The following is a 19315-nucleotide window of genomic DNA, read 5'->3' on the forward strand; positions in this document are numbered from 1 at the left end:
GCGGCCATGCCACGTCCAGGTCGTTGTTGTTGCACAGGCTTGCGCCGCCACCTGCACCGCAGGCGACAGCGTAGCAGTTCCCCGCGATTATCCGAGCACCCCGCATGACGTTTAAAGAAAACTCCCGGCACTGGCTCAGAAAAAGCCGCACGATGGCCTTCAGCCTGCCTTTTGCCTTGCTGGCTGCGCTGGTGCTGATCGGCATCAACGAAGCCGGGCACATGCGCTCGCAGGAAGCCGTGGAAGCCATGAACGAGGGACAGCAGACCCGCAATGCGGTCAACCGCCTGCTGCAAAGCATGCTGGACGCCGAAACCGGCCAGCGCGGCTACCTGCTGACCGGCAACGAAACCTACCTCGAACCCTACGACAAGGCAGTTGTCACGGTGCAGACCAATCTGGACGAGTTGCGCAACCGGTATCTGAAGTCGCCCGATGAACTGCAGCAGTTTGCCCATCTGTCGCGCGAGGTTTCGCGCAAGCTGGCCGAGATGGAGCTGAGCCTGCGCCTGCGCCGGCAGGGCAACGAGGATGCCTGGAAATTCATCCTGTTCACCGACGTGGGCAAGGAGCACATGGAGTCGATCCGCAAACAGGCCCATGTGCTGATCGATCGCAGTGCCCAGAGGGTGCAGGAGAGCCGCCGCCAGATTGTGCAATCGCTGATGCTGTCGCGCATCGGCATTGCGACCGTGACAGCCGTCGGCCTGCTGGCGTTCTACATGTACCTGCGCCAGGCCAGCACCCTGCAAGAGGTGAACCAGCGCGAACAGGAAGTGCTGGAGCGTGAGCGCGAGCGGCTCGAAGGCCTGGTCCGCGCGCGCACCGCCTCGCTGTCCGAGCTGGCCAGCCACCTGCAGCAGGTGCGCGAGGACGAACGTGGCTACCTGGCGCGCGAACTGCACGACGAACTGGGCGCCTTGCTGACCGCCGCCAAGCTCGACGTCGCCCGGCTCAAGTCGAAGATCGACCACCAGGCCCCCGAAGTTGCCGAACGCCTCCGGCACCTGACCGAAACGCTCAACAGCGGCATTGCCCTCAAGCGCCGCATCATCGAGGACCTGCGCCCCTCCTCGCTGTCCAACCTGGGGCTGGCGACGGCCCTTGAAATCCTGACCCGCGAACATGCCGAGACCGCCGGGATCGAGATCGAGACCAGTCTGGAGTCCGTGCAGCTGACAGAGGCCACCCAGCTGACGGTCTACCGGCTGGTGCAGGAAGCCCTCACCAACATCAGCAAGTACGCCAAGGCCACCAAGGTGCTGGTGACCGTGCACAACCACCCTACCCATGTGACGGTGCAGGTGCGCGACGATGGCGCAGGCTTCGACCCGGCCAGCGTGGGCATTGCGTCGCATGGACTGGCCGGCATGCGCCACCGGGTGGAGGCCGCCGGCGGGCGGCTGACCATCACCTCCCGCCCGGGCAACGGCACCCTGGTGTCGGCCGTTCTGCCCAAGCCCCGCTGAATTACCCGCACCCCGGCACCACGGCACCACGGCACCACGGCATGCTGCGGCCTGCGCTGGGCGTTCAGGCGGGATGGCACCGTCGGCTGCGTCCTACAAGGCAGCCCTCCAGGTGCCGACAAGGGCGAGCGCCAGCCACCGGCATGCGCGGCGGCCCGCTCTGCCTACAGTACATCTCAGGCGCTCAATTCCTGGCGCCACCTCACTTACGGCAACACCGAGCTTCAAGGAGATGGAAATGCTGCACTACGCCGTTGTCTTTCTGGTTATCGCGCTCATCGCCGCTGTGTTCGGCTTTGGCGGCATTGCGGCAGGCGCCGTAGGCATCGCCAAGATCCTGTTCTTTGTGTTCGTGATCATGGCCATCGTGACGTTCGTGCTGGGCCTGCTGAAAAAGGGCTGATCCCCGCACTCCACCGTCCTGCGACAGCCATTGCGTTCCCCAACCCTTTACATCTTCGGAGAGTACCCATGAATACCGAATCCACCACGACCAAAGTTGCGGACGGGGCGCGCAGTCTCGCCGATAACGTGCTGCAAAGCGCCCAGGACGCAGCACAGACGACACGCGACAAAGCCAGGGAATCCCTGGACAAGGCCGAATCCGGTGTGCGCGAACTGCGCCGTGAAGCCAGCCCGGTCATCAATGATCTGGCCGCCCGCGCCCACGACCTGGCCACGCGCAGCATCGACTTCTGCGCCGAGAGCAGTGCCCGCGCACGCCACCAGGTCCAGCAGGCTGCTGACGCCACCACACGCTATGTCACGCAGCAGCCGGGCAAGTCCGTGGCCATTGCCGCCGCTGCTGGCGCCGCCGTGACAGCCGCTGTGCTGCTGATGTCACGCCGCCGCAACCCCTGAACGACCACGGAGCTTTTCGCCCCATTGAAAGTGTCTCCATGAACAAACTCAGCCCTCTGCCCTCCCATGCGGCCGGCATGGAACTGGACGAAACAGCCCTGAAAGCCGCGGCCACCAGCCATCTGGATGAGGGTGCGGTCACACCCGCCTTCAGCCAGCATCGCGACGACATCGTGCGCCTGCTCAACGACGCCCTGGCAACCGAGCTGGTCTGCGTGCTGCGCTACAAGCGCCACCACTTCACCGCCCACGGCATGACCTCGCCCGCCATTGCGGCGGAGCTCATGGTGCACGCCACCGAAGAAGCGGCCCACGCCGACCTGCTCGCCCGGCGCATCGTGCAGCTGGGGGGCAAGCCCGACTTTGCGCCCGACACCCTGCTCGCCCGCAGTCATGCCGACTACGACACCTCGTCGGACCTCCAGGCCATGGTGAAAGCCAACCTGGTGGCTGAACGCATTGCCGTGGAGGCCTACCGCCAGATGATTGCATTGATTGGTGACAAAGACCCCACCACCAAACGCATGCTCGAAGGCATACTGGCCGACGAAGAAGAACATGCCGACGAACTCAAGGATTTGCTGGGAACCTAGCCCGTTCCAGCGCCACGACAGCCAGCCGGTCACGGAGGGTGCAACAAGCCGGCAAGCTGTGATTTTCCCTCGCACCCGCGTCTCCACTCTTTGAAGGAATACACCATGAAATACGCACGTGCCCTCGCCTTTGCCGCAGCCACAGCCATCACCGTCGTCACCGCCACGGGCTGCGCAGTGGCGCGCAACCAGCAAACCGCTGGCGCCTACATCGACGATGCGGGCATCACCACCGCCGTCAAGGCCAAGATGGCGGAAGACAAAACGGTGTCCGCTACCGCCATCAGCGTCGAAACGCTCAACGGCACGGTTCAGCTGTCGGGTTTTGCCAAGTCGCAAGCCGAGAAGAACCAGGCGGAAGCCATTGCCCGCAACACCAGGAACGTCAAGGAAGTGCGCAACAGCATTGTTGTGCGCCCCTGATAAGGTCTCGCATTCAAGCGGATAACTAGGCGGGAAGCCGCAGACAGTGCTCTGGCACGGCAAGGCGAACCAACGAAGTTATACGTTTGAAGGCAAAACCGTATGAGCGTTCGCGCACGATCCTGTCGGTAGCGGCGCAAGCCGTGCGGCGGGGCGTGGCAGAAAAAGGGCACCAGCACCGAACCATCTGGTTCGGTGCTGGTGCCCTTTTTGACTGGCCGCCGCGCTTTCTCGTCTGCCCGCGGCGCGCCCGACCGCCGGGGGTTAAGCTGCAACACCATGCGGGTATTCAATTGCGACCATTGCGGTCATCTGGTTTTTTTTGACAGCGTGCAATGCATGCATTGCGGCAGCACGCTCGCCTTTGTGCCCGAGCTGCTCTGCATGGCGGCGTTGGCCCCGGCCCCGCAGGACGGGCCGGACCTGTGGCGCCGCATGGGGCTGCGCGGCAGTGCGGACTGCAGCGGGCGGCTCTATCGCCTGTGCGCCAACCACGCCGCCTACGACGCCTGCAATTTCGCCCTGCCGGCGCACGATTTCTCCCCGCTGTGTGTGTCGTGCCGCCAGACGCGCGTGCTGCCCGATCTCTCCGAACCCGCCAACCTGGGCCGATGGAAGCAGATCGAAGCGGCCAAGCGCCAGCTTTTCTACACGCTGGCCCGCCTGGGGCTGGAGCCCGCGCCGGGCCGGTCCGGACCGGTGTTCGAGTTTCTGGCGGACTGGCCCGGCGGGCCACCCGTCCTCACCGGCCACCATGGCGGCACCATCACCCTCAACGTGGCCGAAGCCGACGACGGCGAGCGCGCGCGGCGGCGCGTAGCGCTGGGCGAGCCCTACCGCACCCTGATTGGCCACCTGCGCCATGAATCGGGCCATTTCTACTGGGACCAGCTGGTGCGCGACGGCCATTGCCTGGAGGCCTTTCGCAGCCTGTTTGGCGATGAGCGCCTCGATTACGCCGCCGCCCTGCGTGCCCACTACGCCAAAGGCAGCGACACGGGCGACTGGCGCCCGCACCATGTGAGCAGCTACGCGGCCTCACACCCCTGGGAGGACTGGGCCGAAACCTGGGCGCATTACCTGCACATGGTGGACCTGCTCGAAACGGCGGCCAGCTACCAGACCAGCCTGTCCGTGCCCGACCCGCATGCCGCCCAGCGCCACCAGGTGAGCGACCCCTTTGCCAGCCCGCGACCCGCGTTTGACGACATGGTGCGCCAGTGGGTGCCCCTGACCCTGCTGCTCAACAGCCTGAACCGCAGCCTGGGGCAGAGCGACGCCTACCCCTTTGCCCTGTCGCCCGGCGCGCTGCGCAAACTGCGCTTTGCGCACGACTTGCTGATGCAGCCCCCCGCAGGCTGAAAGTCTCAGCCTCTCAGGCCGACGCTGCACGGTTCAGCTTGCGCATCAGTTGCGCATGCACCCCGGGCGAGACGAACTGCGCCACGTCGCCGCCCAGCGGGGCAATTTCGCGCACCAGCGTGCTGCTGATGAACTGGTGCTGGCTGCTGGGGGTGAGGAACACCGTCTCGATGTGCGGCACCAGTGCGCGGTTCATGCCTGCCAGCTGGAATTCGTAGTCGAAATCGGTGCCCGAGCGCAGGCCGCGCAGCATGGCCGTGCCGCCGCGCGCAGCGGTGAACTCGGTCACCAGGCCATCAAAAGGCTCGACGCTCACCTGCGGGCAGTCGCGCAGCGCCTCGCGCGCCATGTCCATGCGCTCGTCCAGGCTGAACAGGGTCTTTTTGTGGTGGGCAATGGCCACGGCAACGATCACCCGGTCGAACAGTTTCGCAGCGCGGCGCACCAGGTCTTCATGGCCCAGCGTGATGGGATCGAAGGTTCCGGGGTAGATGGCGAGCACGTTGGGTGCCATGGGCTGGGGTCTCCTGGTGGGCAGATGGATTTGGGGCCCGGCCCACAGGGGCCGGCCGGGCCGCGTGGGCGGATTATGCAGCGCACTGCAACGCGCAGGAGGCGCAGTGCATGCCCCCTTTTTTTTCAAGAAAATACGACTCTGGCGTTTATATAGAAAGCGCAATAAGCTACTATTTTTATAGCTACCGAGTACTGTACCGTCAGCCCGCCAGGCGCCGCTGAAGCAGGTGCGCATGCACCGCACCCGCCTTCAGGTGGCGGTGCACCACCAGCCCGAACGGGGCCAGTGCCTCGTCGGTCCAGGCCTGCGGCGCCTCCAGGTAAACGAAGCCGTCTGCCGCCACGGCCTTGGCGGCGGCCTGCAGGGCCGGCTCGAACCAGGCGCTGTCAAACGGCGGGTCGAGCAGCACCAGGTGCAGACTGGCCGGCGCTACCTGCCGTAGCGCGGCAATGCCGTCGCCGCGCTGCACACGCACGGCCGTGGCCGCCAGGCGGGCCTGCAGCTTGTGCAGCTGGGCCACCAGGGTGGCGTCGTTTTCCACCAGCTGCACGGCGGCAGCGCCGCGCGAAGCCGCCTCCAGCCCCAGCGCGCCAGTGCCGGCAAATGCATCCAGGCAATGCCAGCCGGTCAGGTCCTGGCCCAGCCAGTTGAACAGGGTTTCGCGCACGCGATCGGGCGTGGGACGCAGGCCCGGGCGCTGGGCCACGGGCAGGCGGGTGCGCTTCCACTGGCCGCCGATGATGCGGATTTCGCCCGCAGCCTGGGGGGCTGCGTCTTTCCGGGCGCTGCTCTTGGCTGCCTTGGTGTTCTTGGACTCCTTGGCGTCGTCGGGCTCGGCCGCGGGGACGTTCCTGGCCGGACGGGCCAGGCGGCCGCCGGGCAGGGTTTCCAGGCGCAGGCTGGAGCGGCTCATGGCTGGCCTCCCACGACCACGGTGACCATGCGCTCGGGTTGCAGCTTGCGTGCCATGGCGGCGCGGATATCGGCCACGGTGAGCGCCTCGACGCGTGCCGTCCAGTGCTCCAGGTAGTCGAGCGGCAGCCCGTTCCAGGCGATGTTGGCCACGTTGCCCAGCAGCTTCTTGTTGCTGTCGATGCGCAGCGCAAAGCCGCCGATCAGGTTGTCCTTGGCGGCGCGCAGCTCGGTCTCGGTGGGGCCTTCGCGCACGAAGCGCGCCAGCACATCGCGCGAGACCTGAACGGCCTGCGCTGCCTGGTCGGGCCGGGTCTGCAGGCCGATGCTGAACGCGCCCGCATGCAGGCCGGGCGCAAAGCTGCTGTACACGCTGTAGCTCAGGCCGCGCTTCTCGCGCACCTCGTTGGTCAGGCGCGAAGTGAAGCCCCCGCCGCCCAGGATGTGGTTGCCCACCAGCAGCGCCAGAAAGTCGGGGTCGCGGCGCGCAAAGCCGGGCTGGCCGATCAGCACATGGGCCTGGGCCGAGGCAAAGGGAATGCGCTGCTCGGCCGGCGCGCTGAGCGCGGCCACCTCGGGCACGTCCGGCAGCGGCGCGCATTCTGCAGCCGTGCGCGCCGGCAGGCGCGACAGCAGCGTGGCCACCAGGGTCTGCGCCTGCGCGCGGTTGACGGCGCCCACGATGCTCACGCGCGCGCGGCAGGCGGCCACGGTGCGCGCATGGAAGGCCTGCATGTCGGCCACCTCGATGCGCGCCAGCGTGTCTTCGGTGGCGCGGTAGCCGTAGGGGTGGCTGCCATACACGGCGGCGGCAAAGGCTTCGCCCGCCACGGTGGCGGGGCGGGTGCGGGATTCCTTGATGCTGGCGCTCCAGCGGGCGCGTTCGCGCTGCCAGATATCGGCCGGCCAGCTGGGCTCGCCCATCTGGCGGGCGGCCAGCAAAGCGGCGCGCTGCAGCAGCGCGGGGTCGGTCAGCGAGCGCAGCGAATAATGCAGTCCATCGCTGCCGGCGCTGGCGTCAAAGCTGGCTCCCAGGTCGGCCCAGGCCTCACCCAGCGCGTTTTCATCCAGCGGCGCACCCTCGGCAACACCGGAACCTGCGGCCATGCCCAGAACGCCTTTGGAGGCCATGGAAGCCACGGCACCGGCCAGGCCCGCCTGATCGGCCGGGTCGCGGCGGCTGCCACCATCAAAGTCGAGCTGCACATCCACCATGGGGATGACGGGGCTTTCCACCAGCCAGACCTGTGCGCCGCTGGCCTCGGTCCAGTGCTGGATGGGCAGCAGCGCCCAGGCTGAATTGGCCACAAGAAGGGCTCCCGCGCTCATTAAAGCGCGGGCAGCTATTTTTTTCATAGTCATCATGCAATGCCTCGGGGTGCGGATTCAGTGGCGTGGGGCACCCGCGGCCGGTGCGGCGCGCCGGGGCTTGGTATCCAGCGGCTGCGGCAGCAGCGTAGCCACCGTGAGCTGGTCGTCACCAAAATACCGGGCCGCCACCTGCTGCACCTGCTCGGGTGTCACGGTGCGCAGCAGGGCCAGCAGGCGCTCTTCCGCATCAAGCGGCAGCCCCTGCACCCAGTTGCTGCCCAGGTCCTGGGCCTGCCCGTGCACCGAGTCGCGCTGGTACACGGTCGAGGCAATCCACTGGGTCTTGACGCGTGACAGCTCGGCCTCGCTCACGCCCTCGCGGGCCACGCGGGCGACTTCGGCGCGCAGGGCGTCTTCGACCTGCTGCGCCGTCTTGTCCTCGGCTGGCACGCCGCTGAGCAGGAACAGGCTGGGGCCGCGCCCGGTCACCATGGCCGAGCTGCTGGCGCTGTCGGCCACGCGCTGCGGGCCCTGGCTGAGGGCGCGCTCCAGGCGGGCGCCGTCGTAGCCACTGAGCACGGCCGACAACACCATCAGCGCCAGGGCATCGCGGTCGCCGTCGGTGAGCGCCTCGACGCGCTCCATGCCGGGCACGCGAAACGCCAGGGCCACGTAGGCCTGCTCGGCAGGTGCCTTGACGGCAATGCGGCGAAGCCCCTGCTGCACGGGCTCGACGCGCGGCTTGCGCGCCGGCACGGCGCGGGCGGGCAGGCGGCCATAGTATTTTTCGGCCAGGGCACGCACCCGGGCCACGTCCACATCACCGGCCACCACCACGGCCGCGTTGCCGGGCACATACCACTGGCGGTGGAAATTGCGCACATCCTCGGGCGTCAGGGCATCGAGGTCGCTCATCCAGCCCACCACCGGGCGGCGGTAGGGCGAGGCGATGAAAGTGGTCGCAAAAAGCTGCTCGGCCAGCACGGCGCGGGGCTGGTCTTCGGTGCGCATGCGGCGCTCTTCCTTGACCACCTCGATCTCTTTCTTGAACTCGGCGTCGGGCCACTGGTTGTGGGCGAAGCGGTCGGCCTCCAGGCGCATCACGTCTTCGAGCCGGCTGGAGGGAATCTGCTGGTAGTAGCCCGTGTAGTCGCGGCTGGTGAAGGCGTTTTCCTGTCCCCCCAAGGCCGCCACGCGGCGCGAAAATTCGCCCGGCGGCACGGTCTTGCTGCCCTTGAACATCATGTGTTCGAGCACATGGGCCACGCCCGAGGTGCCATCGACCTCGTCCATGGAACCCACGCGCAGCCACACCATGTGCATCGCCGTGGGCGCCCGCCGGTCGGGCTGCACGATGAGCTGCATGCCGTTGGCCAGCGTGAATTGCTGCGCCCCGGAAGCCGTGGCCGTGGGGGCCGCTGGCAAGTGCGCGGCAGGGGTGGTGGATACCGGGGATTGCGCCCCGGCACTCAGGCAGGCCAGCAGGCCCAGAAGGGTGAAAGCACGTTTCATAGAATGGAGTGATTCTAAGTACCCGCCAATGTTCAGTTTTTTCAAGAAAAAACCCGCCCCCACGCCCGCGCAGCCCGCTGCGGCTGCGCCTGCAACCCCTGCTGCACCGGCTGCCGTGCCCGCGCCACCGCCGGTGATGCCACCCGCCGGACAGGCACCCGCCGCCCCGGTCACGCAGTCCGCGCCATTGCCAACGCCCTCCGCAACCACCCTGCCCCCACCGGCCCCGCCGGCGGCCAGCGGTGGCCTTGGCTGGCTGCGCAACCCGTTTGCCGCCAAACCACCTGCCCCCGCAACGAAAGCAGCCCCTGTGGCCGCACCGCCGCCGGCCGAGCTGCCGGTGCCGGCGCCCGTGTCCACCCCCGTTTCGCCCATGGTGGCGGCCGCACCCATCGCCGTCGCCGTGCCGCCCCTGCCTTTGGCGCCCATGGCCACCGAGCCGCCGCCCACGCCCGCCGAACGCAAGGGCTGGCTCGACCGCCTCAAGGCCGGCCTGCGCAAGACCGGCTCCAGCATCGCCACCGTTTTCACCGGCACCCAGATCGACGATGCCCTGTATGAAGAGCTGGAAGAAGCCCTGCTGATGGCCGACACCGGCGTCAAGGCCACGCAGCACCTGCTGGAAGACCTCAAGCGCCGCGTGAAAGACAGCAAGACCACCGACCCCGCCGCCGTCAAGGGCCTGCTGGCCGATGCGCTAGCCGATCTGCTGCGCCCGCTCGAAAAGGCCCTGGTGATTGGCGAGCACCAGCCCACCGTGATCATGGTGGCGGGTGTCAACGGCGCGGGCAAGACCACCTCGATCGGCAAGCTCACCAAGCACCTGGCCAGCGAAGGGGCCAGCGTGCTGCTGGCGGCGGCCGACACCTTCCGCGCCGCCGCGCGCGAACAGCTCGGGGTATGGGCCGACCGCAACACCGTCGAGATCGTCAGCCAGGAAGGCGGCGACCCGGCCGCCGTGAGCTTTGATGCCGTCACCGCCGGCAAGGCGCGCGGCAAGGACGTGGTGCTGGTGGATACGGCCGGCCGCCTGCCCACGCAACTGCACCTGATGGAAGAGCTGAAGAAGATCCGCCGCGTGGTCACCAAGGCCGACGCCACGGCGCCCCACGAGGTGCTGCTGGTGATAGACGGCAACACCGGCCAGAACGCGCTGGCCCAGGTGCGCTCGTTCGACGATGCGCTGCAGCTCACCGGCCTCGTCGTGACCAAGCTCGACGGCACGGCCAAGGGCGGTGTGCTGGCCGCCATCGCGCAGGAGCGCCCCATTCCCGTGTACTTCATCGGTGTGGGCGAAAAGCTCGAAGACCTGGAAACCTTCAACGCGCGCGAATTCGCGCAGGCTCTGCTGACCTGAACCTCACACCCCGGCGGCCACCTCGCAATCCACCCAGCGCACATAGGCCGGCGTGGCCTGCAGCGTCTGCACCACCAGCTGCGGCAGCGCATAGGGGTGCAGCGCCTGCAGCAGCGCCAGCAATGCGGCGGTGGCGCGCGGCATGGTCTTGCAGTCCAGCCGCCACTCCGATTCTTCCTGCAGGGCGCCCTGCCAGTGGTAGTGCGAGGTGATGGCCTGCACCTGCACACAGGCCGCCAGCCGCGCCTGCATGACCGCCTGCGCCAGCCGGCGCGCATCTGCCGCGCTGGCCACCGTGGTGGTGACCATGCTGATATCCGCCGGATCAACGCCTGTCGCCATGGAACTCTCCTGCCTGCAAAAGGAACAAAGGGCAGTGTAAACAGGCCTTCAAATGCTCATCTATTAATAGCTACAAAATCTTTCTGGCATTTCACTCAAGGCAAATTTGATAGAAACACCTAGAACCAGGCACTTTGGAACAACCGGACGGGAACTCCGGACTTAGCACTCCCTCCAACAGAGTGCTAACATGAAGGCCTAGAGGAAAGGATTCCCGGAATGACACTGCCATCTGGAACCGCAACGACGACCCTGGCGCCCGCCAATCCCTGGGCGCTGGTGCCGCCCTTGGGCAACCTGGACGCCTATATTTCGGCCGTCAACCGCCTGCCCCTGCTTACCCATGAAGAAGAGCAAATCTACGCCCGCCAGCTGCGCGATCACAACGATGTGGACGCCGCTGGCCGGCTGGTGATGTCGCACCTGCGCCTGGTGGTGTCGATTGCACGCCAGTACCTCGGCTACGGCCTGCCCCATGGCGATCTGATCCAGGAAGGCAACGTGGGCCTGATGAAGGCCGTCAAGCGCTTCGACCCCGACCAGGGCGTGCGCCTGGTGAGCTACGCCATGCACTGGATCAAGGCCGAGATCCACGAATACATCCTGAAGAACTGGCGCATGGTGAAGGTGGCCACCACCAAGGCGCAGCGCAAGCTGTTCTTCAATCTGCGGTCCATGAAGCAGGGTTTCAAGGCCGACGCGGCGGCAACCGATGCCAGCACGCACCGCGACACCCTGTCGGACCGCGAAATCGACTCGGTGGCGGCGCAGCTCAATGTCAAGCGCGAAGAAGTCATCGAGATGGAAACCCGCCTGTCGGGTGGCGATGTGCTGCTGGACCCCGCGCCGTCGGACGATGGCGAGCAGGCCTTTGGCCCCATTGCCTACCTGGCCGATGCCTCGCATGAGCCCACCGCCATGATCGAGTCGCGCCAGCGCGATGCGCTGGCCACCGACGGTATTGCCACGGCACTGGCCAGCCTGGACGAGCGCAGCCGCCGCATCGTGGAAGAGCGCTGGCTCAAGGTCAACGACGATGGTTCGGGCGGCATGACGCTGCACGAGCTGGCCGCCGTGTATGGCGTGAGCGCCGAGCGCATCCGCCAGATCGAAGTGGCCGCCATGAAGAAGATGAAGGCCGCGCTGGCCGAATACGCCTGATACATTTTTGCCTTCAAACGTAAACGATAGTTGGTTCGCCTTGCCGTGCCAGAGCACTGTCTGCGGCTTCCCGCCTAGTTATCCGCTTGAATGCAAGACCGTATGAGCGGTGGCTGTTCGCAGATGCAGGCGGCAAGGATAATTGGACGCGCAACCTGGTTGCGCGTTTTTTTTTGAGGTGTTGGCAACGCGCTTGATACCCGCCCCTGACCGGAGATTTCTCGATGACCCCGTCCCCCCTGCGCCGCGCCGCGCTGGCACTGGCCCTTGCCGCGGCCTGCAGCCCCGCCCTTGCACAATCCAGCGCGGCTCCGGTGACACCGGGCTGGCCCAGCAAGCCCGTCAAGCTGGTGGTAGGTTTTCCGGGCGGATCATCCCCCGACCTGGTGGCGCGTACCCTGGCCGAGCCGCTGGCCAAGGCCCTGGGGCAGCCGGTGATTGTGGATAACAAGGTGGGCGCGGGCGGCAACATCGCCGCCGATGCCGTGGCCAAGGCCACGGATGGCCACACCCTGGGCGTCATGATCAATGGCAACCTGACGATTGCCAAACTCATCAACCCCAGGGTCAACTACGACCCGCTCAAGGACCTGGCGCCCATCAGCCTGATTGCCACGGCCCCGCTGGCCCTGGCCGCGCCGGTCAACGCGCCGGGTGCCACCGCGCAGGAGTTTTTTGCGGCCGCACGCGCCAGCGGCGATCGCTGGAGCTATGGCACTCCAGGCGTTGGCACGGTGGCCCACATCGGCATGGAGCTGCTCAAAGGCAAGGCTGCCCTCCACCCCGTGCATGTGCCTTATGCGGGCAATCCGCAGGTCATCAACGCGATCATCGGCGGCCAGATCCAGCTGGCCCTGCTGCCCCCGGCCATGGCGGCCGCGCAGGCCCGCGCGGGCAAGCTGCGTGTGATTGGCATCACCTCCAGCGGGCGCAGCACGCTGGTGCCTGAAGTTCCCAGCCTGGCCGAAGCAGGGGTGAAGGACTTCAACCTCGAAATCTGGAACGCGGTAGCCGCCCCCCGCTCGCTGCCTCCGCCGGTGGTGGCGCGCCTGTCGGCGCTGTTCAGCGACATCGCCCGCAGCCCGGACGTGCGCGCCAAGCTGTTCCAGCAAGGCTGGCAGGTGACCGGCACCGCCGCCGAGGGGCTGGCCCAACGCATCCAGACCGATGCACGCGTGCTGGGCGCAGTGATCAAATCACAAGGCATCAAGGCCGAATAAGGCGCCGGACCAGGGGCTGGCGCAGTCGGCCTGCTTGGTCGCCCCGTTAACCGGCTTCCTGCAGCAGGGCGCGCACGTCGGCGCCCAGGGCCTGCGCACCGCTGCCATAGCGGTTGTAAACGCGCAGGCGGCCGACCGTGTCGTACACGTAGCTGCCAGCCGAATGGTCCATGGTGTAGCTGGTGGGGGTCTTGCCATCGACCTTCTTGAAGTAGATCTTGAAGTCCTTGGCCACGGCGGCGATCTGCTCGGGCGTGCCCGACAGCGCCAGGAAGGTCGGATCAAAGTTGGCCATGTAGGCCTTCAGCACCGCGGGCGTGTCGCGCTCGGGGTCCACGGTGACGAAGATGCCCTGCAGGCGGTCGCCGTCCTTGCCCAGCATCTGCTTGACCTCGGCCAGCTCCTGCATGGAGGTGGGGCACACATCAGGGCATTGGGTGTAGCCAAAGAACACCACCACCACCTTGCCCCGGAAGTCCTGCAGGCTGCGCTTTTGGCCGTTGTGGTCGGTGAGCGGAATATCGCGTGCGTAGTCAGCCCCGGTGATGTCCACCCCGCGAAACTCCGTCTTCTTTTCAGAACAGGCAGTCAACAGGGCACCAGCGCCTATGGATAAAGCGCTGATAGCGATGAATTGAAGGGCATTTCTTTTGTGCATGGTGTTCACAGCGCATAGTGGTCCACCAGCAGCGCGGCAAACAGCACGCTCAGGTGGATGAGGGAAAAACGAAAGGTCTTGCGCGCCAGGGCGTCCGAGTAATGGCGCCACAGGGCAAAGCCGTAGCCACAGAATCCGGCGCTCAGCAGCACGGCGGCAACGAGGTAGATCCACGAACTCATGCCGTAGATGAAAGGCATCAGGCAGCCCGCAAAGAGGATCAGCGTGTACAGAAACACCTGCAGACGCGTGAACTCGTTGCCGTGCGTCACCGGCAGCATGGGCAGGCCCGACTTGCGGTAGTCCTCCACCCGGTACAGGGCCAGCGCCCAAAAATGCGGCGGCGTCCACAGGAAGATGATGAGGAACAGGATCAAAGCCTCGGGGCCCACATCGCCCGTCATGGCCGCCCAGCCCAGCACGGGAGGCATGGCGCCCGATGCACCGCCGATCACGATGTTTTGCGGCGTCAGCGGCTTGAGGATCACCGTGTACACCACCGCATAGCCCACGAAGGTGGCGAAGGTGAGCCACATGGTCAGCGGGTTGACCCAGAAATACAGCAAGGCCGAGCCGGCCCCACACAGCAAGGCCGAGAACAGCAGGGTCTGCGTGTTGGACAGCTCGCCCTTGGCCGTGGGCCGCCAGGAGGTGCGCTTCATCCGGGCATCGATGCCCTGCTCGACGATGCAGTTGAAGGCCGCGGCAGCGCCCGCCACCAGCCACACGCCGGCACAGGCCAGCGCCATCTGCGAGAGCTGCCGCAGCGTGGGCAGGCCCGGCACGGCCAGCACCATGCCGATCAGCGCGCAGAACACGATGAGTTGCACCACGCGCGGCTTGGTCAGCGCGTAGAACTGAGAAAAGCGCGAGGGCGCTGAAAGGGTGGAGGCGATGCTCATGCGGAAACTCTCGATGCACGCGAGGGTGCCAAAGACTCAAGGGGTGTGCGGGCCGTCCGGCTGGACGCGGCCGTCCAGGTCAACACCACCACCAGGGCCGCAGCGCCCCCCGTGTGCAGCACGGCCGCCAGCAGGGGCCAGCCCAGCACCACGTTGCTCAGGCCCGTGGCCAGCTGCAGCAGGGCCAGGCCCGCCAGCCACCGCGCCTGCACGCGCAGCGCCGCGGCCCGGTGCAGGCGCCAGGCCAGCCAGGCCAGCGCCAGCAGCACCGCATAGGCCATCAGGCGGTGCGCATAGTGGATGGCCGTGAGGCCGGCAAAGCTGATGTGGCTGCCGTCCTGCAGCAGCCCCAGCGGCCGCCAGATCTGGAACCCTTGCGCGAAATCCATCACCGGCCACCAGCTGCCCTGGCAGGTGGGAAAGGCCGTGCAGGCCAGCACCGCATAGTTGGTGCTGACCCAGCCGCCCAGCACGATCTGCAGCGCCACCAGGGCGCCGGTGACGAACACACCCATGCGCATCGGCGCCGCCAGCACGGCAGGCTGCACGCCCCTGGCCGCCTGCGTGTGGCGCACCGCCTGCACGCACAACAATGCCAGCAGCACGAGGCCTCCCACCAGATGCAGCGTGACGATGGCTGGAAACAGCTTCATGGTGACCGTGAGCGCGCCAAACGCGCCCTGCAGGCAGACCCACACCAGGGTGAAGGTGGGCAACCACGGCCCCATCACGGGCCGTTGCGCACCGCCACCGGCCCTGGCCCGCCGCCACTGCACCCAGGCAGATACGGTGAGCACGATGATCAAGACCCCGACGCCCGTGGCGAGGTAGCGGTGGATCATTTCGACCCATGCCTTGCCGTGCGTCACCGGTCCGGTGGGCATGGCCTGCTGTGCGGCCGCGATGTCCGCCCGCGCACCCACCGGGCTGGCACTGCCATAGCAACCCGGCCAGTCAGGGCAGCCGAGGCCGGAGTCGGTGAGCCGGGTGAAGGCGCCAAACAGCACCAGATCAAAGGTCAGGAACAGCGTCAGCACCGTCAAGGCCTGCAGACGGCGCCCCCGATTGCCACCCCGGTTGCGCCAGGCCACCCATGCCAGGGGTCCGAGCGCGATCATGGTGCCCAGCAGCATCACCTGCGCCAGCGGCGCCAGGTCGTAGAGCGGTTGGGAATCCATCAGGGTTGCCCTGGCCGTCCGGCCTCATCCCAGGAGGACGACGCGCGCAGCAGGCGCTCCAGGTCGCGCTTGGCCTTGGCGGCCCCGGCAGCATCCATGCCGGCCGGAAAACGCATCATCCAGTTGCCCATGGGGTCCACGAGGTAGAGGTGCTCGGCCAGCGCATGTCCCGCTGCGGGTTCGAGCCACTGGGCCAGCGCCCCGCCATCGACCCGCAGCACCGTGGCTTTTTGCAGGGCCGCAGAAAGGTCCGCCGGCAGGGGGGCGGCATCGGTCACCAGCCAGACCCAGTCCACACGGTCTTTCTCCTTGCCCACGCTTTCGCGCAGTTGCCGCTGCAGATACAGGTGCTGCTGGCACTGGGCATCGCAGGCCCCGCCTGCCACGCTCACCAGCAGCCATTGGCCCTTGAGCGCCGGCAGCTGGCCGAGCGCGCCATCGAGCGTGGCCGTGGCCAGGTCGGGCAAGGGGCGTTGCGGTTGCACCAGTTCTCCGTAATTGCGGCGGCCGTCGGGGCGCACCACGTAGTACGTGAAGTACGAGGCGATCACCGGGGCGGCGCAGACCAGCAGCACCGCCAGCATCTTCCAGCGCCCGTGGCGGGTGTTCTGGGCATGGGCCACGGCGCTGCCGGCCTCGGGCAGGTTGTGCACCGTGAGACCCAGGGGATGGTCCCCTCCTGCCTCAGGCGAGAGGCCGGGGGCGCGGGCGAAGGAAGCGTCGGACGAGTTGGAACCAGACATAGAGAATTGCAATCAGGCCGCTGAGCCCGAACCATTGGAATGCGTAACCGTAGTGTTTATCGACGCCGGCACCGATCACGGGCCAGTCCCGCTGCAGGCCCTCGCTGGCGGGGCCAGCCTGCAGCACCGACAGATTCATCAGCGCAAGGCCTGTCTCGGTGCGAAAGGCGGTGAGGTCGAGATTTTGCCGGATGCGGGAAGACCCCTGCGAACTGTCGGCACCCTGGAACTCGTACAGGCGCGACGGCGGCGGTGCGATGCGCCCGGCCAACTGCACCACACCTGGCGCTGTCTGGACCAGGGGCAGCTGCTGGCGGTCCTGGAAGTTGCGAGGCACCCAGCCGCGCTGGACCAGCACCACCGCATCGCTGCCCTCCAGCCGCAGCGGTGTCAGCACAAAAAAACCGGGACGGCCCTGCATCTGCCGGTTGTCGAGGTACACCGTGTGCTCCGGCACCCAGCGCCCCTGCAGCAGCACCGCCCGATGGATCAGGTCCTGCACGCCATCCGCCTCGCCAGCATGCCCACGCAATTGCTGGTTGTCGATGGGGGGCAAGGCGGCCCGCTGGTCCAGCAGCGACTGCAGTTCCTGTTTTTGCGCGGCGCGCGACAGCTGCCAGCGCCCCAAGGAGGCGGTCACCAGGATGGCGGCCACGGCAGCCACGGTGATCAGCCAGAAACGCAGGCCCCAGGTGCGTGGAACGGGTGTCACGGGATAATGTGCTCCATGAAATATCTTGTCGCTGTGGCGTTTCTTGCCATTCTCGCCAGTCTGGCCTCTGCCCTTTTTTTCATGATGCGCAACGGGCGCAACGACAAGGCCAAGGACAACCACATGGCCAAGGCCCTCGCATTTCGGGTGGGGCTCTCTATCGTTCTGTTCATCTGCATCCTGCTCGCATGGCAACTGGGCTACATCCAGCCGACAGGACTGCCCGCCACGCGGTAAGACAGACACCATTGCATTCAACAAAAAAGCGCCTTGCGGCGCTTTCTTGGATACTGCATGGCCGTCTTACATCCAGTACACCAGGATGTACAAGCCCAGCCACACCACATCGACAAAGTGCCAGTACCAGGCAGCGCCCTCAAAGCCGAAATGCTTGTCGGCCGTGAAGTGCCCCTTTTGCAGGCGCAAGGTGATGACCAGCAGCATCAGCATGCCCAGGAACACGTGGAAACCATGGAAACCGGTCAGCATGAAGAACGTGGAGCCGAACACGCCCGAACTGAGTTTGAGGTTCAGGTCGGTGTAGAGGTGGAAATACTCATAACCCTGCACGCACAGGAAGACAAAGCCCAGCAGCACGGTGGCCCACATGAACGCAATGGTCTTGCCGCGGTGGTTTTCACGCAGTGCATGGTGGGCAATCGTCAGTGTCACACCCGAACTCAGCAGCAATGCCGTGTTGATCGTGGGCAGCCAGAAAGGTCCCACGGTCTGGAAGGGCTCCACGATGCCGGCAGGGGATGCCGTAGCACCTGCCGCAATGCTGGGCCACACCGCCTTGAAGTCGGGCCACAGCATGGCATTGTCCAGGCTGCCCAGCGCCGGCACCGAGTGCGAACGCGCCCACCACAGGGCCGTGAAGAAGGCGCCGAAGAACATCACCTCCGAAAAGATGAACCAGCTCATGCTCCAGCGGTACGACAGGTCGATCTTGTGCCCGTAGAGGCCGCCTTCGCTTTCACGGGCGGCATCGCGGAACCATTGGTAGAGCACAAACAGCCACCACACCAGGCCAGCGGCCAGGGAATACTTGCCCCAGTTGTGGCCGTTGATCCACTGGGCTGCGCCCAGGATCACAAAAAACAGGCCTGCGGCCGCCATCACGGGATGGCGCGACTCTGCGGGCACATAGTAGTACGGTGTTGTGCCGTGGGTTGATGCACTCATTTCAGCTCCTGAATCTCAAAATCTTTGTTATGGGGTTGGCAGGCAGGCGATGGCTCAGACCACCCAGTTCACCACCGCGATCAGCGACAGCACCAGCAGGAAGATCGCCACCAACCCCACCACGATGATGTGCAGGGGGTTGATCTTTTGCAGGTCCTGCTGGTATTCACTGCCTTTGCGCAGACCGATCAGTGACCAGGCCACCGCACGCACCGTGCGCAACAGGGAACCCTTGCGCTGCACGCCGGAATCCGAGGGATGGACGGAACTCATGAACCCTCCTGCACGGATTGAAGGGAGACGGCAGCCGTGGACTCGGGAGCCTGCGGGGTTTTTCCGCCCACCTCGAAGAAGGTATAGGACAGCGTGATGGTCGTCACATCCTTGGACAGCCGCGGATCGATCACGAAGGCCACAGGCCACTGTTTCTTCTCGCCCGGTTCCAGGATGTACTGGTTGAAGCAGAAGCACTCGAGCTTGTTGAAGTGCGCCGCCGCCTGCCGAGGCGCATAGCTGGGAATCGCCTGCGCGGCCATGCGGCGGTTCTGCACGTTCTGGAACTCGTACATCACCGTCGTCAGCTCGCCGGGATGCACTTTCACCGAACGCTGGGCCGGCTTGAAATCCCAAGGCCCGCGTGCATTGGCGTCGAACTCCACGGTGATGGTGCGACTCGTGTCCACCTGCGTGTTGGCGGGCACCTTCACGTCCTTGCCAGCCACGCCGTTGCCCGGCACCTGCCGCTCGGACAGCGACAGGATATTGATGCCGGTCAGCTCGCAGATGTGCTTGTAGATCGGAATCAGCGCGTAGCCGAAGGCGAACATGCCCGCCGCTATCACGGCCAGCTTGCCCACCATCTTGGCGTTTTCGCGGTGAATGCTCATGGCGTGGTGC

23 protein-coding genes are annotated in these 19315 nt (G+C 66.2%); 10 read left to right on the forward strand and 13 right to left on the reverse strand.

Annotated elements, in window-relative coordinates:
* The first annotated feature begins 104 nt into the window (after positions 1–104).
* The 6 genes from BLW02_RS02515 to BLW02_RS02540 all read left to right on the forward strand — a co-directional run bounded on the left by BLW02_RS02515 (position 105) and on the right by BLW02_RS02540 (position 4708).
* Positions 105–1469 (forward strand): sensor histidine kinase, encoded by a 1365-nt coding sequence (locus tag BLW02_RS02515; protein WP_092696862.1) that lies wholly within the window; start codon positions 105–107, stop codon positions 1467–1469.
* 238 nt (positions 1470–1707) lie between these two features.
* Positions 1708–1872 carry a DUF1328 domain-containing protein gene (locus BLW02_RS02520; protein ID WP_092696998.1) on the forward strand — a complete coding sequence of 55 codons (165 nt, stop codon included), beginning with the start codon at positions 1708–1710 and terminating at the stop codon, positions 1870–1872.
* Positions 1873–1940: 68 nt separating this feature from the next.
* Positions 1941–2330 (forward strand): hypothetical protein, encoded by a 390-nt coding sequence (locus BLW02_RS02525; RefSeq protein ID WP_092696863.1) that lies wholly within the window; start codon positions 1941–1943, stop codon positions 2328–2330.
* Between the two features lie 38 nt (positions 2331–2368).
* Positions 2369–2923 carry a ferritin-like domain-containing protein gene (locus BLW02_RS02530; protein ID WP_092696864.1) on the forward strand — a complete coding sequence of 185 codons (555 nt, stop codon included), beginning with the start codon at positions 2369–2371 and terminating at the stop codon, positions 2921–2923.
* Between the two features lie 105 nt (positions 2924–3028).
* Positions 3029–3346, forward strand: coding sequence for a BON domain-containing protein (locus BLW02_RS02535; RefSeq protein ID WP_092696999.1), 318 nt, complete (start codon positions 3029–3031; stop codon positions 3344–3346).
* A gap of 279 nt (positions 3347–3625) precedes the next feature.
* Entirely contained in the window at positions 3626–4708 is a 1083-nt protein-coding gene (locus BLW02_RS02540) for a zinc-binding metallopeptidase family protein (RefSeq protein WP_092696865.1), read from the forward strand.
* 13 nt (positions 4709–4721) lie between these two features.
* Here BLW02_RS02540 and coaD read toward each other — a convergent pair whose 3' ends face one another.
* From coaD to BLW02_RS02560, 4 genes are all read right to left on the reverse strand, one after another.
* On the reverse strand, positions 4722–5222 hold the full coding sequence (coaD, locus tag BLW02_RS02545) for a pantetheine-phosphate adenylyltransferase (RefSeq protein WP_092696866.1): 501 nt from the start codon (positions 5220–5222) through the stop codon (positions 4722–4724).
* A 202-nt stretch (positions 5223–5424) separates the two neighbouring features.
* On the reverse strand, positions 5425–6138 hold the full coding sequence (gene rsmD, locus BLW02_RS02550; RefSeq protein WP_092696867.1) for a 16S rRNA (guanine(966)-N(2))-methyltransferase RsmD: 714 nt from the start codon (positions 6136–6138) through the stop codon (positions 5425–5427).
* Positions 6135–7502, reverse strand: coding sequence for a M16 family metallopeptidase (locus BLW02_RS02555; protein ID WP_092696868.1), 1368 nt, complete (start codon positions 7500–7502; stop codon positions 6135–6137). The genes rsmD and BLW02_RS02555 overlap by 4 nt, the downstream gene beginning before the upstream one ends.
* A gap of 21 nt (positions 7503–7523) precedes the next feature.
* Positions 7524–8960, reverse strand: a complete 1437-nt coding sequence (locus tag BLW02_RS02560) for a M16 family metallopeptidase (protein WP_092696869.1) — start codon at positions 8958–8960, stop codon at positions 7524–7526.
* 28 nt (positions 8961–8988) lie between these two features.
* Between BLW02_RS02560 and ftsY the strand changes: the two genes are divergently transcribed.
* On the forward strand, positions 8989–10317 hold the full coding sequence (ftsY, locus tag BLW02_RS02565; RefSeq protein ID WP_092696870.1) for a signal recognition particle-docking protein FtsY: 1329 nt from the start codon (positions 8989–8991) through the stop codon (positions 10315–10317).
* 3 nt (positions 10318–10320) lie between these two features.
* Here the strand turns inward: ftsY and cutA are convergent, their stop codons facing one another.
* Positions 10321–10659: a divalent-cation tolerance protein CutA gene (gene cutA, locus BLW02_RS02570; protein WP_092696871.1), complete on the reverse strand. Its 339-nt coding sequence runs from the start codon at positions 10657–10659 to the stop codon at positions 10321–10323.
* A 219-nt stretch (positions 10660–10878) separates the two neighbouring features.
* On the opposite strand from cutA, the gene rpoH reads away from it, so the two are divergent.
* Both rpoH and BLW02_RS02580 read left to right on the forward strand, forming a co-directional pair.
* The gene (gene rpoH, locus BLW02_RS02575; RefSeq protein ID WP_092696872.1) at positions 10879–11820 is read left to right on the forward strand and encodes an RNA polymerase sigma factor RpoH; all 942 of its coding nucleotides are present in this window, start codon (positions 10879–10881) and stop codon (positions 11818–11820) included.
* A gap of 224 nt (positions 11821–12044) precedes the next feature.
* Positions 12045–13040, forward strand: coding sequence for a Bug family tripartite tricarboxylate transporter substrate binding protein (locus BLW02_RS02580; protein WP_092696873.1), 996 nt, complete (start codon positions 12045–12047; stop codon positions 13038–13040).
* A gap of 46 nt (positions 13041–13086) precedes the next feature.
* Here the strand turns inward: BLW02_RS02580 and BLW02_RS02585 are convergent, their stop codons facing one another.
* Genes BLW02_RS02585 through BLW02_RS02605 form a run of 5 tightly spaced genes read right to left on the reverse strand, consistent with a single transcriptional unit; the run spans position 13087 to position 17233 of the window.
* Entirely contained in the window at positions 13087–13698 is a 612-nt protein-coding gene (locus BLW02_RS02585; RefSeq protein WP_167544057.1) for an SCO family protein, read from the reverse strand.
* 5 nt (positions 13699–13703) lie between these two features.
* Complete coding sequence (gene cyoE / locus BLW02_RS02590) at positions 13704–14600, reverse strand: heme o synthase (RefSeq protein WP_092696874.1); 897 nt, start codon at positions 14598–14600, stop codon at positions 13704–13706.
* On the reverse strand, positions 14597–15781 hold the full coding sequence (locus BLW02_RS02595) for a COX15/CtaA family protein (RefSeq protein WP_092696875.1): 1185 nt from the start codon (positions 15779–15781) through the stop codon (positions 14597–14599). The genes cyoE and BLW02_RS02595 overlap by 4 nt, the downstream gene beginning before the upstream one ends.
* Entirely contained in the window at positions 15778–16521 is a 744-nt protein-coding gene (locus BLW02_RS02600; RefSeq protein ID WP_092696876.1) for a hypothetical protein, read from the reverse strand. Before BLW02_RS02600 ends, BLW02_RS02595 begins: the two co-directional genes overlap by 4 nt.
* On the reverse strand, positions 16463–17233 hold the full coding sequence (locus tag BLW02_RS02605) for an SURF1 family protein (protein WP_092696877.1): 771 nt from the start codon (positions 17231–17233) through the stop codon (positions 16463–16465). The genes BLW02_RS02600 and BLW02_RS02605 overlap by 59 nt, the downstream gene beginning before the upstream one ends.
* 15 nt (positions 17234–17248) lie before the next feature.
* Between BLW02_RS02605 and BLW02_RS02610 the strand changes: the two genes are divergently transcribed.
* Complete coding sequence (locus BLW02_RS02610; protein ID WP_092696878.1) at positions 17249–17470, forward strand: twin transmembrane helix small protein; 222 nt, start codon at positions 17249–17251, stop codon at positions 17468–17470.
* Between the two features lie 66 nt (positions 17471–17536).
* Here BLW02_RS02610 and BLW02_RS02615 read toward each other — a convergent pair whose 3' ends face one another.
* The 3 genes from BLW02_RS02615 to BLW02_RS02625 are packed head-to-tail and all read right to left on the reverse strand — an operon-like array spanning position 17537 to position 19305.
* A complete protein-coding gene (locus BLW02_RS02615) occupies positions 17537–18418 on the reverse strand; it encodes a cytochrome c oxidase subunit 3 (RefSeq protein WP_092696879.1) in 882 nt (293 codons plus the stop codon).
* A 54-nt stretch (positions 18419–18472) separates the two neighbouring features.
* Entirely contained in the window at positions 18473–18691 is a 219-nt protein-coding gene (locus tag BLW02_RS02620) for a DUF2970 domain-containing protein (RefSeq protein WP_092696880.1), read from the reverse strand.
* A complete protein-coding gene (locus BLW02_RS02625; RefSeq protein ID WP_026434743.1) occupies positions 18688–19305 on the reverse strand; it encodes a cytochrome c oxidase assembly protein in 618 nt (205 codons plus the stop codon). The genes BLW02_RS02620 and BLW02_RS02625 overlap by 4 nt, the downstream gene beginning before the upstream one ends.
* Positions 19306–19315: the final 10 nt, after the last annotated feature.

Origin of the sequence: Acidovorax soli, from assembly GCF_900107605.1 — a bacterium.
GTDB classification, from domain to species: Bacteria; Pseudomonadota; Gammaproteobacteria; order Burkholderiales; family Burkholderiaceae_C; genus Acidovorax; species Acidovorax soli.

Excerpts from the sequence above, each read along its gene's own strand:
- BLW02_RS02515 (WP_092696862.1), top strand. The coding sequence starts at position 105 with ATGACGTTTAAAGAAAACTCCCGGCACTGGCTCAGAAAAAGCCGCACG.
- BLW02_RS02520 (WP_092696998.1), top strand. The coding sequence starts at position 1,708 with ATGCTGCACTACGCCGTTGTCTTTCTGGTTATCGCGCTCATCGCCGCT.
- BLW02_RS02525 (WP_092696863.1), top strand. The coding sequence starts at position 1,941 with ATGAATACCGAATCCACCACGACCAAAGTTGCGGACGGGGCGCGCAGT.
- BLW02_RS02530 (WP_092696864.1), top strand. The coding sequence starts at position 2,369 with ATGAACAAACTCAGCCCTCTGCCCTCCCATGCGGCCGGCATGGAACTG.
- BLW02_RS02535 (WP_092696999.1), top strand. The coding sequence starts at position 3,029 with ATGAAATACGCACGTGCCCTCGCCTTTGCCGCAGCCACAGCCATCACC.
- BLW02_RS02540 (WP_092696865.1), top strand. The coding sequence starts at position 3,626 with ATGCGGGTATTCAATTGCGACCATTGCGGTCATCTGGTTTTTTTTGAC.
- coaD (WP_092696866.1), bottom strand. The coding sequence starts at position 5,222 with ATGGCACCCAACGTGCTCGCCATCTACCCCGGAACCTTCGATCCCATC.
- rsmD (WP_092696867.1), bottom strand. The coding sequence starts at position 6,138 with ATGAGCCGCTCCAGCCTGCGCCTGGAAACCCTGCCCGGCGGCCGCCTG.
- BLW02_RS02555 (WP_092696868.1), bottom strand. The coding sequence starts at position 7,502 with ATGATGACTATGAAAAAAATAGCTGCCCGCGCTTTAATGAGCGCGGGA.
- BLW02_RS02560 (WP_092696869.1), bottom strand. The coding sequence starts at position 8,960 with ATGAAACGTGCTTTCACCCTTCTGGGCCTGCTGGCCTGCCTGAGTGCC.
- ftsY (WP_092696870.1), top strand. The coding sequence starts at position 8,989 with ATGTTCAGTTTTTTCAAGAAAAAACCCGCCCCCACGCCCGCGCAGCCC.
- cutA (WP_092696871.1), bottom strand. The coding sequence starts at position 10,659 with ATGGCGACAGGCGTTGATCCGGCGGATATCAGCATGGTCACCACCACG.
- rpoH (WP_092696872.1), top strand. The coding sequence starts at position 10,879 with ATGACACTGCCATCTGGAACCGCAACGACGACCCTGGCGCCCGCCAAT.
- BLW02_RS02580 (WP_092696873.1), top strand. The coding sequence starts at position 12,045 with ATGACCCCGTCCCCCCTGCGCCGCGCCGCGCTGGCACTGGCCCTTGCC.
- BLW02_RS02585 (WP_167544057.1), bottom strand. The coding sequence starts at position 13,698 with ATGCACAAAAGAAATGCCCTTCAATTCATCGCTATCAGCGCTTTATCC.
- cyoE (WP_092696874.1), bottom strand. The coding sequence starts at position 14,600 with ATGAGCATCGCCTCCACCCTTTCAGCGCCCTCGCGCTTTTCTCAGTTC.
- BLW02_RS02600 (WP_092696876.1), bottom strand. The coding sequence starts at position 16,521 with ATGTCTGGTTCCAACTCGTCCGACGCTTCCTTCGCCCGCGCCCCCGGC.
- BLW02_RS02610 (WP_092696878.1), top strand. The coding sequence starts at position 17,249 with ATGAAATATCTTGTCGCTGTGGCGTTTCTTGCCATTCTCGCCAGTCTG.
- BLW02_RS02615 (WP_092696879.1), bottom strand. The coding sequence starts at position 18,418 with ATGAGTGCATCAACCCACGGCACAACACCGTACTACTATGTGCCCGCA.
- BLW02_RS02620 (WP_092696880.1), bottom strand. The coding sequence starts at position 18,691 with ATGAGTTCCGTCCATCCCTCGGATTCCGGCGTGCAGCGCAAGGGTTCC.
- BLW02_RS02625 (WP_026434743.1), bottom strand. The coding sequence starts at position 19,305 with ATGAGCATTCACCGCGAAAACGCCAAGATGGTGGGCAAGCTGGCCGTG.